At 66.4% G+C, this 16,278-nt stretch carries 16 protein-coding genes and 1 tRNA gene; 14 read left to right on the plus strand and 3 right to left on the minus strand.

Annotated elements, in window-relative coordinates; genetic code table 11:
* Positions 1–25 precede the first annotated feature (25 nt).
* The 13 genes from uvrB to FHT32_RS26520 all read left to right on the plus strand — a co-directional run bounded on the left by uvrB (position 26) and on the right by FHT32_RS26520 (position 11,531).
* The gene (gene uvrB / locus FHT32_RS26460) at positions 26–2,143 is read left to right on the plus strand and encodes an excinuclease ABC subunit UvrB (RefSeq protein WP_218088416.1); all 2,118 of its coding nucleotides are present in this window, start codon (positions 26–28) and stop codon (positions 2,141–2,143) included.
* A gap of 235 nt (positions 2,144–2,378) precedes the next feature.
* The gene (iscR, locus tag FHT32_RS26465; protein ID WP_007828186.1) at positions 2,379–2,915 is read left to right on the plus strand and encodes a Fe-S cluster assembly transcriptional regulator IscR; all 537 of its coding nucleotides are present in this window, start codon (positions 2,379–2,381) and stop codon (positions 2,913–2,915) included.
* A gap of 91 nt (positions 2,916–3,006) precedes the next feature.
* Positions 3,007–4,227 carry an IscS subfamily cysteine desulfurase gene (locus FHT32_RS26470; protein ID WP_176667551.1) on the plus strand — a complete coding sequence of 407 codons (1,221 nt, stop codon included), beginning with the start codon at positions 3,007–3,009 and terminating at the stop codon, positions 4,225–4,227.
* 65 nt (positions 4,228–4,292) lie between these two features.
* Entirely contained in the window at positions 4,293–4,715 is a 423-nt protein-coding gene (gene iscU / locus FHT32_RS26475; RefSeq protein ID WP_126018730.1) for a Fe-S cluster assembly scaffold IscU, read from the plus strand.
* Between the two features lies 1 nt (position 4,716).
* On the plus strand, positions 4,717–5,040 hold the full coding sequence (gene iscA / locus FHT32_RS26480) for an iron-sulfur cluster assembly protein IscA (protein WP_093201676.1): 324 nt from the start codon (positions 4,717–4,719) through the stop codon (positions 5,038–5,040).
* A 68-nt stretch (positions 5,041–5,108) separates the two neighbouring features.
* Positions 5,109–5,627, plus strand: a complete 519-nt coding sequence (gene hscB / locus FHT32_RS26485; RefSeq protein WP_176667552.1) for a Fe-S protein assembly co-chaperone HscB — start codon at positions 5,109–5,111, stop codon at positions 5,625–5,627.
* Positions 5,628–5,631: 4 nt separating this feature from the next.
* On the plus strand, positions 5,632–7,494 hold the full coding sequence (hscA, locus tag FHT32_RS26490; RefSeq protein WP_176667553.1) for a Fe-S protein assembly chaperone HscA: 1,863 nt from the start codon (positions 5,632–5,634) through the stop codon (positions 7,492–7,494).
* Positions 7,495–7,503: 9 nt separating this feature from the next.
* Positions 7,504–7,842 (plus strand): ISC system 2Fe-2S type ferredoxin, encoded by a 339-nt coding sequence (gene fdx, locus FHT32_RS26495; RefSeq protein ID WP_176667554.1) that lies wholly within the window; start codon positions 7,504–7,506, stop codon positions 7,840–7,842.
* 79 nt (positions 7,843–7,921) lie between these two features.
* On the plus strand, positions 7,922–8,644 hold the full coding sequence (gene dnaQ, locus FHT32_RS26500) for a DNA polymerase III subunit epsilon (protein ID WP_176667555.1): 723 nt from the start codon (positions 7,922–7,924) through the stop codon (positions 8,642–8,644).
* Between the two features lie 60 nt (positions 8,645–8,704).
* Positions 8,705–8,779, plus strand: a tRNA-Val gene (locus FHT32_RS26505).
* Positions 8,780–9,207: 428 nt separating this feature from the next.
* On the plus strand, positions 9,208–10,314 hold the full coding sequence (locus FHT32_RS26510; RefSeq protein WP_176667556.1) for an NAD(P)/FAD-dependent oxidoreductase: 1,107 nt from the start codon (positions 9,208–9,210) through the stop codon (positions 10,312–10,314).
* Positions 10,315–10,463: 149 nt separating this feature from the next.
* On the plus strand, positions 10,464–10,760 hold the full coding sequence (locus FHT32_RS26515) for a DUF883 family protein (protein ID WP_093052316.1): 297 nt from the start codon (positions 10,464–10,466) through the stop codon (positions 10,758–10,760).
* Between the two features lie 57 nt (positions 10,761–10,817).
* Positions 10,818–11,531 (plus strand): phage holin family protein, encoded by a 714-nt coding sequence (locus FHT32_RS26520; protein ID WP_176667557.1) that lies wholly within the window; start codon positions 10,818–10,820, stop codon positions 11,529–11,531.
* A gap of 24 nt (positions 11,532–11,555) precedes the next feature.
* Here FHT32_RS26520 and FHT32_RS26525 read toward each other — a convergent pair whose 3' ends face one another.
* Positions 11,556–12,641 carry a quinone-dependent dihydroorotate dehydrogenase gene (locus tag FHT32_RS26525; RefSeq protein ID WP_176667558.1) on the minus strand — a complete coding sequence of 362 codons (1,086 nt, stop codon included), beginning with the start codon at positions 12,639–12,641 and terminating at the stop codon, positions 11,556–11,558.
* Between the two features lie 40 nt (positions 12,642–12,681).
* Between FHT32_RS26525 and rpiA the strand changes: the two genes are divergently transcribed.
* Complete coding sequence (rpiA, locus tag FHT32_RS26530) at positions 12,682–13,395, plus strand: ribose-5-phosphate isomerase RpiA (RefSeq protein ID WP_176667559.1); 714 nt, start codon at positions 12,682–12,684, stop codon at positions 13,393–13,395.
* A gap of 19 nt (positions 13,396–13,414) precedes the next feature.
* On the opposite strand, the gene FHT32_RS26535 is transcribed toward rpiA, so the two are convergent.
* Complete coding sequence (locus FHT32_RS26535; RefSeq protein WP_176667560.1) at positions 13,415–14,074, minus strand: glutaredoxin family protein; 660 nt, start codon at positions 14,072–14,074, stop codon at positions 13,415–13,417.
* Positions 14,075–14,104: 30 nt separating this feature from the next.
* Entirely contained in the window at positions 14,105–16,153 is a 2,049-nt protein-coding gene (locus tag FHT32_RS26540; RefSeq protein WP_176667561.1) for a M3 family metallopeptidase, read from the minus strand.
* Positions 16,154–16,278 lie beyond the last annotated feature (125 nt).

Consider the following 16,278-nt stretch of genomic DNA (forward strand, 5'->3'; position numbering starts at 1 on the left):
CGAGCGCCACCTGTCGGGAACAGCCATGCCAGAGAACAACGAAGCCATAGCAGACCTGAAGAAACTCGACCCGATCGGGCCGGCGAAGCAGGGCGAATTCGTCAAATTTCCCGGCTCGCCCTTCGAGCTCTACCAGCCCTATCCGCCGGCCGGCGACCAGCCTGCGGCGATCGAGGGGCTGGTCGAGGGCGTGAAGGACGGCGAGTCATTCCAGACCTTGCTGGGCGTCACCGGCTCCGGCAAGACCTTCACCATGGCCAACGTGATCGCCCGCCTGGGCCGCCCGGCCATCGTGTTCGCGCCCAACAAGACGCTGGCAGCGCAGCTCTACAGCGAATTCCGCGAGTTCTTCCCCAAGAACGCCGTCGAGTACTTCGTCAGCTACTACGACTACTACCAGCCCGAGGCCTACGTGCCCCAGCGCGACCTGTTCATCGAGAAGGACTCGTCGATCAACGAGCACATCGAGCAGATGCGCCTGTCGGCCACCAAGAGCGTGCTGGAGCGGCGCGACACGGTCATCGTGGCCACGGTGAGTGCGATCTACGGCATCGGCACGCCCGAGGACTACATGGAGATGCGGCTGATTGCCCGCGTCGGCGACAAGGTCGGCCAGCGCGACCTGATCTCCCAGCTGATCCGCATGCAATACACGCGCAACGAGCAGGACTTTGCGCGCGGCACGTTCCGGGTGCGCGGCGACACCATCGACGTGTTCCCGGCCGAGCACAGCGAACTGGCAGTCCGCTTCGAGCTGTTCGACGACGAGATCGAGTCGCTGCAGCTTTTCGACCCGCTGACCGGGCGCATCCGGCAGAAGGTGCCGCGCTTCACGGTGTATCCGTCGAGCCACTACGTGACGCCGCGCGACAAGGTGCTTGCGGCGGTGGAAACCATCAAGATCGAGCTGGCCGATCGGCTCAAGGAGCTGGTCGGCGCCGGCAAGCTGGTCGAGGCGCAGCGGCTGGAGCAGCGCACGCGCTTCGACCTCGAAATGCTGTCGGAAATCGGCCACTGCAAGGGCATCGAGAACTACACGCGCCACCTTTCGGGCGCCGCCCCTGGCGACCCGCCGCCCACGCTGACCGACTACATGCCGAAGGACGCGCTGATGTTCCTCGACGAGAGCCACCAGATGGTCGGCCAGCTCGGCGGCATGTACAACGGAGACCGGGCGCGCAAGGTCACGCTGGTCGAGTACGGCTTTCGCCTGCCGAGTGCGCTGGACAACCGCCCGCTCAAGCTGGAGGAGTTTGAGGCCCGGGTGCGGCAGTGCATCTTCGTGTCGGCCACGCCGGCGCAGTACGAGAAGGACCATGCCGGCAATGTGGTCGAACAGCTGGTGCGGCCCACCGGCTTGATCGACCCCGAGGTCGAGGTGCGCCCCGCCACGCACCAGGTCGACGACGTGCTGGGCGAGATCCGCACGCGCGTCGAGAAGAACGAGCGCGTGCTGATCACCACGCTGACCAAGCGCATGGCCGAGCAGCTGACCGACTACCTGGGCGACAACGGCGTAAAGGTGCGCTACCTGCACAGCGACGTCGACACGGTGGAGCGGGTGGAGATCCTGCGCGACCTGCGCCTGGGCACCTTCGACGTGCTGGTGGGCATCAACCTGCTGCGCGAGGGGCTGGACATTCCGGAGGTCTCGCTGGTGGCGATCCTCGACGCCGACAAGGAAGGCTTCCTGCGCGCGGAGCGCTCGCTGATCCAGACCATCGGCCGCGCCGCGCGGAACCTGAACGGCAAGGCGATCCTGTACGCCGACAGGATGACCGATTCGATGAAGAAGGCCATCGGCGAGACCGAGCGCCGCCGCGCCCGGCAGATCGCCTACAACGAGGCCAACGGCATCACGCCGCGCAGCATCGTCAAGCAGGTGCGCGACCTGATCGACGGCGTCTACAGCGAAAAGAGCGGCAAGGAAGCGGCCAAGCTCGACCTGGAGCGCGCCAAGGTCGAGGACATGAGCGAGAAGGACATCGCCCGGGAAATCAAGCGGCTCGAAAAGCAGATGCTGGAGCACGCCCGCAACCTCGAATTCGAGAAGGCGGCCCGCGTCCGCGACCAGCTGGCGCTGCTGCGGGAGCAGGCTTTCGGAGCGTCCGGCGGCGACAACATCGCCGGTCTGGCGCAGTAAGCCGGACGTTCGCATCTCCCTGCGAAACCCGCGCTGGGGTTTACCCGAGCAGGCCTCGGGGGCTTCTGTTATACTTGAGCGAAATACTCAACAACAAAGAGAAGAACTTCGCGATGAAGGACCGACTCCTACCGGCTGGTTCACCAGCGTCAGGGGTCGGGCAGGGCGGAGACGAAGTCACCGCGGTCCTGGACCACGGTGTCGTTTCAACGGTAAGCACTTGAAGGAGCTTGCGATGCGTCTCACTACCAAAGGCCGTTTTGCGGTCACAGCAATGATCGATCTGGCGTTGCGTCAGAACACCGGTCCGGTCACGCTGGCCGCGATCAGCCAGCGGCAGCAGATCTCGCTGTCGTATCTCGAACAGCTGTTCGGCAAGCTGCGCCGTCACGAGCTGGTCGAGTCGACCCGTGGCCCCGGCGGCGGCTACAGCCTCGGCCGCAAGGCCGCGGACATCACCGTGGCCGACATCATCGTTTCCGTCGATGAACCCATCGACGCCACCCAGTGCGGCGGCAAGGAAAACTGCCTCGGCGAAGCCGGCCGCTGCATGACCCACGAGCTCTGGGCCTCGCTGAACCAGCGCATGGTCGAGTTCCTCGACTCCGTCACGCTGCAGAAGCTGGTCGACGACCAGATCGCCAAGGGCGTGCAGATCGAGAACAAGCCGGTCGTCAAGCGCGCCATCTCCGCGCAGCCGGTGGTCAAGCCGATTCGCGTGAACGCGCCGAATTCGGTGTTCGCGCTCGGGAACGCATTCGCGAAGTCCTGAAAGCGCTGAGTCAGAGTTCCGGCGGCGCCTTCGGGCGCCAGCCTGAGCAGCCCAGATCAAAGAACAACCCCCACGCCAGCACGAGCCAGCCATGGACGTAACTCCTCATTTCCCGATCTATCTCGATTACGGCGCAACGACGCCGGTCGACCCGCGCGTGGTCGACGCCATGATTCCCTGGTTGCGCGAACATTTCGGCAACCCGGCGTCGCGCAGCCACGCATGGGGCTGGGAGGCTGAAGAGGCGGTCGAGAAGGCGCGTGGCCAGGTGGCGGAACTGATCAACGCCGACCCGCGCGAGATCGTCTGGACCTCGGGCGCCACGGAGTCGATCAACCTCGCCCTCAAGGGCGCGGCCAATTTCTACAAGGGCAAGGGCAAGCACCTCATCACCCTGAAGACCGAGCACAAGGCCGTGCTCGACACCATGCGCGAACTGGAGCGCCAGGGCTTCGAGGTCACCTACCTCGACGTCGAGGAAAACGGCCTCGTCAGCCTGGAGAAGCTCAAGGCGGCGATCCGCCCCGACACCATCCTGGTCAGCGTGCTCTTCGTGAACAACGAAATCGGCGTGATCCAGGACGTGGTCTCCATCGGCAACATCTGCCGCGAGAAGGGCATCGTCTTCCACGTCGACGCTGCCCAGGCCACCGGCAAGATCGACATCGACGTCACGAAGCTGCCCATCGACCTGATGAGCCTGGCTTCGCACAAGACCTACGGCCCCAAGGGCATCGGCGCGCTGTTCGTGCGACGCAAGCCGCGCGTGCGCCTGGAGGCGCAGATGCACGGCGGCGGCCATGAGCGCGGCATGCGCTCGGGCACGCTGCCTACGCACCAGATCGTCGGCATGGGCGAGGCCTACCGCATCGCCAAGCTGGAGATGCACAAGGACATCGAACACGCGCGCCGCCTGCAGAAGCGCCTGCTCGACGGCCTGAAGGACATCGAGCAGGTGTTCATCAACGGCGACCTCGAGCACCGCGTGCCGCACAACCTGAACATGAGCTTCAACTACGTCGAGGGCGAGTCGCTGATCATGGGCATCAAGGGCCTGGCGGTGTCGTCGGGTTCGGCCTGCACCTCGGCCAGCCTGGAGCCCAGCTATGTGCTGCGCGCCCTGGGCCGCAGCGACGAGCTGGCCCACAGCAGCCTGCGCATGACCATCGGCCGCTTCACGACCGAAGAAGAAATCGACTACGCCATTTCGACCATCAAGCACAACGTTGCCAAGCTGCGCGAGCTGAGCCCCCTGTGGGAGATGTTCCAGGACGGCGTCGACATCAGCACGATCCAGTGGTCGGCCCACTGACGCGACGAGCGACAGCTCAGGCCCGCACCAGGCACCACGATTGAACAAAGTTTGAGAGGTACACCATGGCATATTCTTCCAAGGTCATCGACCACTACGAAAACCCGCGCAACGTCGGCTCCTTCGAAAAGGGCGACGACTCCGTCGGCACCGGCATGGTCGGCGCACCGGCCTGCGGCGACGTGATGAAGCTGCAGATCAAGGTCAACCCCGAAACCGGCGTGATCGAAGACGCGCGCTTCAAGACCTACGGGTGCGGCTCGGCCATCGCCTCGTCGTCGCTCGTGACCGAATGGGTCAAGGGCAAGACGCTCGACGAAGCGGCCGCGCTCAAGAACGCACAGATCGCCGAAGAACTGGCGCTGCCGCCGGTGAAGATCCACTGCTCCATCCTGGCCGAAGACGCCATCAAGGCAGCAGTGAACGACTACAAGGCCAAGCACGGCGTCAAGACCGAAACCGGTGCCGCTGCCGAAGCCGTCCACTGACATGGCCGTCACGCTGACCGAAGCCGCTGCCCGACATGTCACCCGCTACCTCGGCAAGAGGGGCAAGGGGGTGGGCGTGCGGCTGGGCGTGAAGACCACGGGTTGCTCGGGCCTGGCCTACAAGCTCGAATACGTGGACGAACTGACGCCCGAGGACGTGGTCTTCGAAGACCACGGCGTGAAGGTGCTGGTCGATCCGAAGAGCCTTGCCTACATCGACGGCACGCAGCTCGACTTCGTGCGCGAGGGCCTGAACGAGGGCTTCAAGTTCAACAACCCGAACGAGCGCGACCGCTGCGGTTGCGGGGAAAGCTTCCGCATCTGAACTGATGCGCCGTCGCTGACTGCGACCACAGCCGCCAACATGTCATGTGCTGGCGGTTTTTTCTTGCCATGAACCTGAACGATACCGACTTTCAACTGTTCGCCGTCCCCGCGACCTTCGCGCAGGACCGCGCCGTGCTTGACGCGCGCTGGAAGGAACTGCAGCGAGAGGCCCACCCGGACCGCTTTGCCGCGCAGGGCGCCGCGGCGCAGCGCGTGGCCATGCAGTGGTCGGTGCGCATCAACGAGGCCTACCAGCGGCTGAAGGACCCGATTCGCCGCGCCAGCTACATCTGCGAGCTGAACGGCGCGCCGCTGGAAGCCGAGAACAACACCGCGATGCCCCCCGATTTCCTGATGCAGCAGATGGAATGGCGCGAGTCGCTCGACGAGGTGACGGACATCGCTTCGCTCGAAAAGCTCCACGCGGAGGTCGAGGCCGGCCGCACGCGCGCGCTGTCGTCGCTCGACTGGCTGATCGACGAGAAGGGCGACTACCCCGCCGCAGCCAAGCAGGTGAGAGCCCTCATGTTCATTGAGCGCTTCGCACAGGACGTCGAAGCCAGGTTCGATCAGTTGGGACAATAGAAGCATGGCTCTTCTCCAGATTTCAGAACCCGGCCAGGCGCCCGACCCGCATCAGCGCCGCATCGCCGTGGGCATCGACCTCGGCACCACGCACTCGCTGGTCGCCTCGGTACGCAACGGCGTGGCCGAATGCCTGCCCGACGAAAAGGGCCGCCTGCTGCTGCCTTCGGCCGTGCGCTACCTCGAAGGCGACCGCCGCCAGATCGGGTACGACGCGCTGGCTGCGCGTGCGCAGGACCCGGCCAACACCATCACCTCGGTAAAGCGCCTGATGGGCCGCGGCCTGGCTGACATCGCGAACCGCGAGTCGATGTCGTACCGCATCGGCAGCGGCGACGGCGGTATGGTCAAGGTGCAGACGCTGGCGGGTGAGAAGTCGCCGGTCGAGATCAGCGCCGAGATTCTCGCCACGCTGCGCTTCCGTGCGGAAGACACCTTCGACGACGAGCTCTACGGCGCCGTCATCACCGTGCCCGCGTACTTCGACGAAGGCCAGCGCCAGGCGACCAAGGACGCCGCGCAGCTCGCCGGCCTCAACGTGCTGCGGTTGATCAGTGAGCCGACGGCCGCTGCCATCGCCTACGGCCTGGACAACGCGAGCGAGGGCGTCTACGCGGTCTACGACCTTGGCGGCGGCACCTTCGACATCTCGATCCTGCGTCTCACGCAGGGCGTGTTCGAGGTGATCGCCACCGGCGGCGACTCGGCCCTCGGCGGCGACGACTACGACCATGCGCTGGCAGATTTCGTGCTCGCGCAGACCGGCTTGCAAGCCGGCAGCGATGCCGACAAGGCTGCGCTGCTCGTGGCCGCCCGTGCCGTGAAAGAGGCCCTGACCGATTCGGAAACGGTCGTGTTCAAGGCCGAGGTCGCAGGCAAGACGATTTCGTTCGACGTCACGCGCGAGCAGTTCTACGCCGCCACCCAGCCGCTCACCGACCGCACCATCGCCGCCGTGCGCAAGGCGCTGCGCGATGCGAAGCTCAAGGCGGAAGAGCTGAAGGGCATCGTGCTCGTGGGTGGCTCCACCCGCATGCCGCAGGTCCGCCGCTCGGTCGCCGATTTCTTCGGCCGCGAGCCGCTGGTCAATCTGAACCCTGATGAAGTCGTCGCGCTGGGCGCCGCCATCCAGGCCAACCAGCTTGCCGGCAACAACGGCGCGGGCGAACTGCTGTTGCTCGATGTGATCCCGCTGTCGCTCGGCATCGAGACCATGGGCGGCCTCGTCGAGCGCATCGTGCCACGCAACCAGACCATTCCGACTGCGATGGCGCAGGACTTCACCACCTACCAGGACGGCCAGACCGCGCTGGCGCTGCATGTGGTGCAGGGCGAGCGCGACCTCGTGTCCGACTGCCGCAGCCTCGCGCGCTTCACGCTGCGCGGCATTCCGCCGATGGCGGCCGGCGCGGCGCGTATCCGCGTGACCTTCACGGTCGACGCCGACGGCCTGCTGAGCGTGAGCGCGAAGGAGCAGGCCAGCGGCGTCGAGGCCAGCGTGGCGGTCAAGCCCTCGTACGGCCTGTCGGACGACCAGATCGCGACCATGCTGCAGGAGAGCTTCTCCACCGCGCAGCAGGACATGCAGGCCCGCGCGCTGGTCGAGGCGCGCGTCGATGCCGACCGCATGCTGCTGGCCACACAGAGCGCGCTCGATGCCGACGGCGACCTGCTGAGCGACGAAGAGCGCGCGGCCATCGACGCATCGATGGCCCGGCTGCGCGAAGCGGTCAAGGGCAGCACTGATGCGGCAGCCATCGAGGCCGCCACCAAGAAGCTTGCCGACGACACCGAAGCCTTCGCCGCACAGCGCATGAACGCGGGCATCGCGCGCGCGCTTGCCGGGCGCAAGGTCGAATCCCTCTAGAACAACGACATGCCCACGATCAAGATCTACCCGCATCCCGAGTACTGCCCCGAAGGTGCAGAAATCACCGCGCCCGCCGGCACCTCGATCTGCGAGGCGCTGCTCGACAACCACATCGACATCGAGCACGCCTGCGAGATGAGCTGCGCCTGCACCACCTGCCACGTGATCGTGCGCGAGGGCTTCAACTCGCTGAACGAGGCGGAAGAGGGCGAGGAAGACCTGCTCGACCGCGCCTGGGGACTGGAGCCGCAGTCGCGCCTGAGTTGCCAGGCGATCCTGGCGCAGGAGAATGTGACGATCGAGATCCCCAAGTACACGATCAACCACGCCAAGGAAAACCACTGATGAGCAAGGAGTGCATGAGCGCCGCGCCGGGCCGCCCCAAGCAAGCTCGCACCGCAGTGCGAAGCACGGAGGTACTCCAATGACCCGCCAGATCGTCCTCGACACCGAAACCACCGGTCTCTCGGCCGAGAACGGCGACCGCATCATCGAGCTCGGCTGCGTGGAGCTGTTCAACCGCAAGCTCACCGGCAACGACCTGCACATCTACTTCAACCCCGAGCGCGAGAGCCATGAGGACGCGCTCAAGGTCCACGGCCTGACGACTGACTTCCTGCGCGACAAGCCCAAGTTCGCCACACTCGCCAACGACATCGTCGAATACCTGCGCGACGCCGAGCTGATCATTCACAACGCGGCCTTCGACGTCGGCTTCCTCAACAAGGAATTCGAGCGCGCGGGCCTGCCGCCGCTGCGCACCTTCGTCAGCGAAGTGACCGACACGCTGGCGATGGCCAAGCAGGTGTACCCGGGCAAGCGCAATTCGCTCGACGCGCTGTGCGACCGCTTCGGTGTCGATCGTTCCAACCGCACCTTCCACGGCGCCAAGCTCGACGCCCAGCTGCTGGCCGACGTCTACATCAACCTCACGCGCGGGCAGGACGCGCTGCTCATCGACGTGGCTGCTGCCGAGCCTGTGCAGGGTACTGCCGTGGTGGCCGTCGACCTGAGCCAGTTCGAATTGCCGGTCATCATGGCGGCCGAGCACGAGCTGACCGCGCACGAAGCCGTGTTGGCCCAGCTCGACAAATCTTCTGGTGGCCGCACACTGTTTCGCCAGAATGACGAAAAAGCTGTGGCATAATCTAAGTCTTCGCTGAACGCGATACACAATTCAAAGCAACGCAATCGAATGCGCTGCTTTGGGCGGTTAGCTCAGGGGTAGAGCACAGCATTCACACTGCTGGGGTCGGAGGTTCGAAGCCTCCACCGCCCACCAAATCAAAAAGCGACCTGGATTTCCAGGTCGCTTTTTTGTTTTCTGCGCCGGGATTGTCTTTGTCGTTTACTTCGTCGTGCCGAACGTCGGAGCTTCGGCTTGCATCGCGGCAAATAAGCAGTGCGCGGCGCGTCCGCACCGCCTGGGCAAGCCCACAGTGTCGGCACGCACCGACGGCAGGTGCAGCCGTGCGCTGTCGACTTTCCCGTAGCGGTGATCTAGAACCAGAGGGAAAGGAGCGCAGCCATGGCCACTCATCCCGATGTTCCCCCGCCCGTTGCACCGGACCTTCCTGTCGAGCCCGACGAAGGGGCCGAGACCTCGCCAGACGAACCCACCGATCCCGAGCCGCCGCCGTCCGTGCAGTGACGGGGTGCGGCGCGGGGCGAAATCCACGACCCGTACGCGAGCCGCGCTAAGCTCGCGCGATGGATGAAATCGATTGCGCCGTCATCGGCGGTGGTGTGGTGGGGCTGGCAGTGGCGCGCGCCTTGGCGCTCGCTGGCCGGGAGGTGCTGGTGCTCGAATCCGAAGGCGGCATCGGCACGGGAACGAGTTCGCGCAACAGCGAAGTCATTCATGCCGGCATCTACTATCCGCAGGGTTCGCTCAAGGCCAGGCTCTGTGTCGAAGGCAAGGAACTGCTGTATGCCTATGCGGTCGAGCGGGGCGTGCCGCACCGGCGCTGCGGCAAGCTCATCGTGGCGACATCGCCCGAGCAGGCGGGGCAGCTCGAGGTCATCCGGGCGAAGGCTGCCGCGAACGGTGTCGACGACCTGACGCTCATCACCGCGCAGCAGGCCATCGGGATGGAGCCACAACTGCATTGCGTGGCGGCACTGCATTCGCCGAGCACCGGCATCGTCGACAGCCACGCGCTCATGCTGAGCCTGCTCGGCGACCTCGAGAACGCTGGCGGCATGCTGGCGCTGAAATCGCCCGTATTGCGTGCCGAGTGCGATGGTGGCGCCATCGTGCTGTTGGCTGAAGACGGCACGGCGTTGCGTTGCCGCAGCGTGGTCAACGCAGCCGGTCTTGGCGCTCCCGCGCTGGCCCGGCGTTTCGAGGGGCTGCCGCCTGCCGCGGTACCGAAGGAATACTTCGCCAAGGGAAACTACTTCACCCTGTCGGGGCGCGCACCGTTCGGGCGCCTCGTCTATCCCGTACCGGAGCCGGGCGGGCTGGGCGTACATCTCACGATCGACCTTGGCGGGCAGGCCAAGTTCGGGCCCGATGTGCAGTGGGTGTCCTCGCCCGACGACCTCGTGGTCGACCCCGCTCGCGGCGACAGCTTCTATGCCGAGGTACGCAAGTACTGGCCCGCGCTGCCCGACGGCGCGCTCATTCCGGGCTATGCGGGCATGCGGCCCAAGATATCCGGCCCCGGCGAGCCCGCGGCCGACTTCATGATCGACGGCCCCGCGTCGCACGGCGTGCCGGGGCTGGTCAATCTCTTCGGCATCGAGTCGCCAGGGCTCACGAGCAGCCTGGCCATCGGGCGCCACGTGGCAGCCCTGCTGGCCGACAGCCGATGAGCCCCATGCGGGCGATGGAGCGTATTGCGTGCCAAAAGCTGCACATCTGTCGCGCCCGAGGGTCTTTTGTGCCTGTAACATGACAGGACGCCATTTGCGGCGCGAAGCCGCCGGCGCGGTGCCGGTGTCATCACGGAGGAAAGTTTCCAATGAGTGCATCCCAAAATCTTGAAGCAGCGGCCGAAGACATCGCGAGCGACGTGCGCGGCGTGCTGGCGAGCAAGGACCTGGATTCGGTTCCCCACATCAAGGCGCTGCGCCAGCGCATCGACACCAAGCTGGCCATCGCGCGCGAACTCGCGGCCGAGAAGAGCAAGCTCGCGGCCAAGAAGGCCCGCGAGGCGGCAACCTCCGCCAACGCCTACGCCCACGACGAACCATGGCAGATCGCCGGTGCCGCACTGGCCGTCGGCGTGCTGGTGGGCTTGCTGCTTGGCCGCCGCTGACCTGAACACGCATCGCAGCAGCATTGACGTCAGCCCGGACATGAGGGGAGGCAGCGCATGAGGCTGTCGTCCCTGTTCGGATTGAATGCCCGGATCCGCCGGCTGCGCATTGCCGCGGCAGAAGGCGCGCTGGCCGTCGAAGACCGGGTGCAACTGCTGCGCATGGCCTGGGAGGACGAGAAGCAGCGCCTCAAGCTGATGCTTCTCCTCGCACTGGCGGTGCTGGGACTGACCACGGTCACCGTGGCCCTGCTGTCGGTGGCGGTGGTGGTGAACTACTGGGACACGCCGTACCGCATCACGGCCGCGTGGTCGGTGGCGGGTGTCTGGATCGCGCTCTGGCTGGCCGCCGCCATCGGGCTGCTTCTGACGCTGCGCAATGCATCCAACGGCTTCCTGCCTGCTCGCCAGGAATTCGAGCGCGACTGGGCCTGGGCCCAGGAGCGCTTCGGACTGGGCAAGGATCCGGCGGACGATGAGGAAGAGGCACCGCGCCGGGTCCGCAGGCCAGTCACTCGCGAAGAGCTGCTGGCGCGCATGGAGCTTCAGCGCCTGCGCATCGCGACGATGCAGGGCGGGCGCGAGACCCGGCCCGCCAGTGACGATGTGCCTCCGCCCAACGAGTCGGCCGCGGCTGCCGCACTGCGCATCGCGCGTGCGCATCCCGTGGCAACCGGCGTCGTCGCGGCTGCCGCCGTGGTCGTGATCCGGCCGAAGCGGCTGCTGCGCTGGGCCGCGGTCATTGCGCCAGTGCTCTGGCGCATGCGCTGAGAGAAGAAGAGAAAAAGAAGGCGCTCAGGCCTTGTTGCCGCGATCGCGCAGCAGCGCCTGGGCCGCTTCGCGGACCAGCGCCGGGCCGCGATAGATCAGTCCGGTGTAGATCTGCACGACGTCCGCACCCGCGGCGATCTTCGCCTTGGCATCGGCGCCGCTCAGAATGCCGCCGACCCCGATGATCGGAAAGCCCGTGCCCAGTGCCGCGCGCAGTTGGGCGATCACGCGGTTGCTCGCCTCGCGCACTGGCGCTCCAGACAATCCACCCGCTTCCTCCGCATGCGGCAGGCCCTTGACCGCGTCGCGCGCGAGCGTGGTGTTGGTGGCGATCACGCCATCCATGCCGTGGCGCTTGAGCGTGGCGGCGATGACCGCGACCTGCGCTTCGTCCAGGTCCGGCGCGATCTTCACGAACAGCGGCGAGCGCTTCTCGTGGCGCGCCGCCAGCGCCTCGCGCCGCTCGGCCACGGCACCGAGCAGTGCATCGAGCGCCTCGTCGCTCTGCAACGAGCGCAGGTTGGCGGTGTTCGGGCTGGAGATGTTGATCGTCACGTAATCGGCGTGCGGGTACACGCCGTCGAGGCAGGCCAGGTAGTCGTCGACCGCGCGCTCGATGGGCGTGGCGGCGTTCTTGCCGATGTTCAGGCCCAGCAGCATCGGCGATTTCGCACCCCGGCCGCCGCTCTTGCGGAAGCGTGCTTTCTGCACGTTGGCCAGGAAGGCATCCAGCCCCTCGTTGTTGAAACCGAGCCGGTTGATCAGCGCCTCGCGCTGCGGCAGGCGGAACATGCGCGGCTTTGGGTTGCCCGGCTGCGCCTTCGGCGTGACCGTGCCGACCTCGACGAAGCCGAATCCCATGGCGGCGAAGGCGTCGATGCAGCGGGCGTTCTTGTCCAGGCCGGCCGCCAGGCCCACGCGGTTCGGAAAGCTCAGGCCGGCGAGCTGGACCGGGTCGTCGACGCGTGGTGCCGAGTAGGCGCAGGCCAGCGGGGTGTTCTGGGTGCGCGCCAGCCCGTCCAGCGTGATTTCATGGGCATGTTCGGGGTCGAAACCGAACAGGAAGGGGCGGGCCAGGCCGTAGAGCGAGGAGGGCATCAGCAGGGGCATCGGATAATTCGGGGCTTCAATGAGCCAAGGATTGTCCGTGATGACCGCACCCGCCTCCCCAACTTCCTCCCAACCGCTTTCCCAGGACGAACTCAAGGCCCAGGTCGGCCGCGCCGCGCTGGCCTATGTCGCCAGGGGCGAAATCGTGGGCGTGGGCACCGGCTCGACGGTGAACAAGTTCATCGATGCGCTGGCCACGATCAAGGACGAGATCAAGGGCGCGGTCTCCAGCTCGGTCGCTTCTACCGAACGCCTGCGGGCCCTCGGCATCCCGGTGTTCGACAGCAACGAGGTGGAGGAACTGTCGGTCTACATCGACGGCGCCGACGAGATCGATCACCGCGGCTTCATGGTCAAGGGCGGCGGCGCAGCGCTCACGCGCGAGAAGATCGTCGCGGCGCAGTCGCGCAAGTTCGTCTGCATCGCCGACGAGTCCAAGCTGGTGGAGGTGCTGGGCGCGTTTCCGCTGCCGGTGGAGGTGATCCCGATGGCCGCGCAGCGCGTGATGCGCCAGTTCGCCGCCATGGGCGGCATCGCCCAGGTGCGCGAGAAGGAAGGCCTGCCGCTGGTCACCGACAACGGCCAGCACATCGTCGACGTGACGGGGCTGCGCATCACCGATCCGCTGGCGTTCGAATCGACGGTGAGCCAATGGCCGGGCGTGGTGACGGTGGGCGTCTTCGCGCACCAGAAGGCCGACGTGTGCCTGCTGGGCACCGCGGCCGGCGTGAAGACGATGGAGTTCGGCGTCTGAGTCGCAGCCGAACGCAAGCTCAGAACTTGATGCCGGCCGGATTGCTCGGCGTCGGTTCGCTCGAGGCCGGCGGCGGCGGCGCGGGCTGCGCGGCCGGCGCGGGGGTTGCGGCGGCACGAGGCGCGGGAGCCGTCTGCGCTACCAGCGGCCGGACCGGGCCGTTGCGATAGCCCGCGGGCAGGCTGTTGCTCTTGGGATAGCCGGCCGCGTCGAGGTACTGCGACCATTCCACGTCCGAGAAGCCCTTGAGCTGTTGCGAGCCGATGGTCAGCAGCGGCAACGCGTTCTGGTTGCTCAGGCGCTGCAGGGCCTCGATGTCCGCGTTGCTCTTGACGGTGCGTTCCTCGAACGGAATGCCGCGCGTGATGAGCAGCGTGCGTGCCGCGCCACAGGGGCCGCACTCGTCTCCGCTGTAGAGCGTGACGGGATAGCGCTGCGCCACCTGGCGCAGTTCGTACGGCAGGCCGGAGGTGTTGGCCGTGGAGGAGGGGGCGGAGCCGGGCTGGCCGGCAGCCGGCGCCGGCTCGGTGCTCGCGCTCGGGGCGCGGTCGGAGAAAGTGACCTTGCCGTTCTTGTCCACCTGGCGGTAGACGGGTTGTGCCACGGCGCCCGCGGCGACGAGCACAAGGGCAAGGCCGGTCAGGCGATGCAATGGTGAGATTTTGTAAATCGTATGCATCGCCCGAGTATCGCAAGCTTCAGCGATGCATCAAGCCGGCTGGGGCTCGGCCATGCCCTGATGTCGCAGCAGCGCATCAAGCTGGGGCTCGCGGCCGCGGAAGGCCTTGAACGAATCCATGGCGCTGCGGCTGCCGCCGGCTTCAAGGATGGCCTGGCGGTACTTGCGGCCGGTCTCGATGTTCGGCTCGCCGTCGGCGCCCACGGTTTCCTCGAAGGCGGCGTAGGCGTCGGCGCTCAGCACCTCGGCCCACTTGTAGCTGTAGTAGCCGGCAGCGTAGCCGCCCGAGAAGATGTGGCTGAAAGTATTCGGCGTGCGGCTGAAAGGCGGCGAGGGCATCACCGCGACTTCGGCGCGCACCTTGCCCAGCAGCGCCATCACGTCGCCGGGCTTGGCGGTGGCGGCGTGGTACTCGGTGTGCAGCAGCATGTCGAACAGCGAGAACTCGATCTGGCGCAGCGTCTGCAGGCCGCTCTGGAAGTTCTTGGCCGCCGTCATCTTGTCGAAGAGGGCGCGCGGCAGCGGCTCGCCGGTGTCGACGTGGGCCGTCATGTGCTTGAGCACGTCCCACTCCCAGCAGAAGTTCTCCATGAACTGGCTCGGCAACTCGACCGCATCCCACTCGACGCCGCTGATGCCCGAGACGTCGCGCTCGTTCACCTGCGTGAGCATGTGGTGCAGGCCGTGGCCGAACTCGTGGAAGAGGGTGGTCACGTCGTCGTGCGTGAGCAGCGGCGGCTTGCCGTCGACACCGCTGGCGAAGTTGCAAACCAGCTGCGCGACGGGCGTCTGCAGCACGCCCGTGTCGGGGCGCAGCCAGCGGGCGCGCACGTCGTCCATCCACGCGCCACCGCGCTTGGCGGCACGGGCCGACGGGTCGAGATAGAACTGGCCGACCTTCTGCCCGGCGCGTTCGATGCGATAGAACTCCACGCTCGGATGCCAGGTCGGCGCCGAGTCGCGGCGGATCGACACCTCGAAGAGCGTCTCGACGATCTTGAACAGGCCGGCCATGACCTTCGGTGCCGGGAAGTACTGCTTCACCTCCTGCTCGCTGAAGGCATAGCGTGCTTCCTTGAGCTTCTCGCCGATGTAGCTCCAGTCCCAGGGCTGCGGGTCGGCGATGTTCAGTTGCTGGGCTGCGAAGACGCGCAGGTCGGCCAGGTCGCGTTCGCCATACGGCTTGGCCTTGGCCGCGAGGTCGCGCAGGAACTTCACCACCTGCTCGGGCGACTCGGCCATCTTCGGAACCACCGACAGCTCGCCGTAGTTCCTGTAGCCCAGCAGCTTGGCCTCTTCCTCGCGCAGCGCGAGGATCTCGGTGATGAGCGCGGTGTTGTCGAAGGCCGCGTCGCCGAACTCGCTGGCCCGCGTGACGTAGGCGCGGTAGAGCTTCTCGCGCAGCGCGCTGCTCCTTGCGAACTGCATCACCGGCAGGTAGCAGGGCATCTTCAGCGTGAGCTTGTAGCCTTCCTTGCCGTCGGCCTCGGCGGCCGCGCGCGCGGCGCTCACCACGTCCTCGGGCACGCCTTCGAGCTCGCCGAGCGTGGCGTAGTAGGCGAAGGCATCGGTGGCATCGAGCGCGTTCTCGCTGAACTTCTGGCTCAGTTCGGCCAGGCGCTCCTGGATGTCGGCGAAGCGCTTCTTGGCCTCGCCCTGCAGCTCGGCGCCGCCCAGCACGAAGTTGCGCACCGCGTTGCTGTGGGCCTGGCGCTGCTCGGCATTGAGTGTCTTGACGTCGATGGCCTTGTACTTTGCATACAGCCGCTCGTCGGAGCCCAGGCGGGTCCAGAAGGCGGTGACGCGCGGCATGGCCTCGTTGTAGGCGGCGCGCAGCTCGGGCGTGTCGGCCACGGCATTGAGATGGCCGACGGCGCCCCAGGCGCGGCTGAAGCGTTCGGAAGCCACGTCCAGCACCTTGGAGATCGCGTTCCAGTCAGCGGGAAAGTCGGGCGCGGTCACGGTCTGCAGCGCGGACTCGGCATCGGCCAGCAACGCATCGACAGCGGGCGATACGTGTTCCGGCTTGATCTTGTCGAACAGCGGGAGATCGGTGAAATCGAGAAGCGGGTTGGTCATGTGAGAAATCCTGTTCGAACTGACGGACCCATTCGGGAGCCACCGCGGAACCGACTCTGCCGGGCCGCCGGTGGCGCCCCTCGAGGGGGAGGCGGCTACACGAAGTGAGCAAGCAACGGGGTGGT

The sequence above is a fragment of the Variovorax sp. SG517 genome, assembly GCF_013376045.1.
Taxonomy (GTDB): Bacteria; Pseudomonadota; Gammaproteobacteria; order Burkholderiales; family Burkholderiaceae_C; genus Variovorax.

Excerpts from the sequence above, each read along its gene's own strand:
- FHT32_RS26470 (WP_176667551.1), top strand. The coding sequence starts at position 3,007 with ATGGACGTAACTCCTCATTTCCCGATCTATCTCGATTACGGCGCAACG.
- hscB (WP_176667552.1), top strand. The coding sequence starts at position 5,109 with ATGAACCTGAACGATACCGACTTTCAACTGTTCGCCGTCCCCGCGACC.
- hscA (WP_176667553.1), top strand. The coding sequence starts at position 5,632 with ATGGCTCTTCTCCAGATTTCAGAACCCGGCCAGGCGCCCGACCCGCAT.
- rpiA (WP_176667559.1), top strand. The coding sequence starts at position 12,682 with ATGACCGCACCCGCCTCCCCAACTTCCTCCCAACCGCTTTCCCAGGAC.
- iscA (WP_093201676.1), top strand. The coding sequence starts at position 4,717 with ATGGCCGTCACGCTGACCGAAGCCGCTGCCCGACATGTCACCCGCTAC.
- iscR (WP_007828186.1), top strand. The coding sequence starts at position 2,379 with ATGCGTCTCACTACCAAAGGCCGTTTTGCGGTCACAGCAATGATCGAT.
- FHT32_RS26510 (WP_176667556.1), top strand. The coding sequence starts at position 9,208 with ATGGATGAAATCGATTGCGCCGTCATCGGCGGTGGTGTGGTGGGGCTG.
- FHT32_RS26540 (WP_176667561.1), bottom strand. The coding sequence starts at position 16,153 with ATGACCAACCCGCTTCTCGATTTCACCGATCTCCCGCTGTTCGACAAG.
- FHT32_RS26515 (WP_093052316.1), top strand. The coding sequence starts at position 10,464 with ATGAGTGCATCCCAAAATCTTGAAGCAGCGGCCGAAGACATCGCGAGC.
- iscU (WP_126018730.1), top strand. The coding sequence starts at position 4,293 with ATGGCATATTCTTCCAAGGTCATCGACCACTACGAAAACCCGCGCAAC.
- FHT32_RS26535 (WP_176667560.1), bottom strand. The coding sequence starts at position 14,074 with ATGCATACGATTTACAAAATCTCACCATTGCATCGCCTGACCGGCCTT.
- uvrB (WP_218088416.1), top strand. The coding sequence starts at position 26 with ATGCCAGAGAACAACGAAGCCATAGCAGACCTGAAGAAACTCGACCCG.
- FHT32_RS26520 (WP_176667557.1), top strand. The coding sequence starts at position 10,818 with ATGAGGCTGTCGTCCCTGTTCGGATTGAATGCCCGGATCCGCCGGCTG.
- dnaQ (WP_176667555.1), top strand. The coding sequence starts at position 7,922 with ATGACCCGCCAGATCGTCCTCGACACCGAAACCACCGGTCTCTCGGCC.
- FHT32_RS26525 (WP_176667558.1), bottom strand. The coding sequence starts at position 12,641 with ATGCCCCTGCTGATGCCCTCCTCGCTCTACGGCCTGGCCCGCCCCTTC.
- fdx (WP_176667554.1), top strand. The coding sequence starts at position 7,504 with ATGCCCACGATCAAGATCTACCCGCATCCCGAGTACTGCCCCGAAGGT.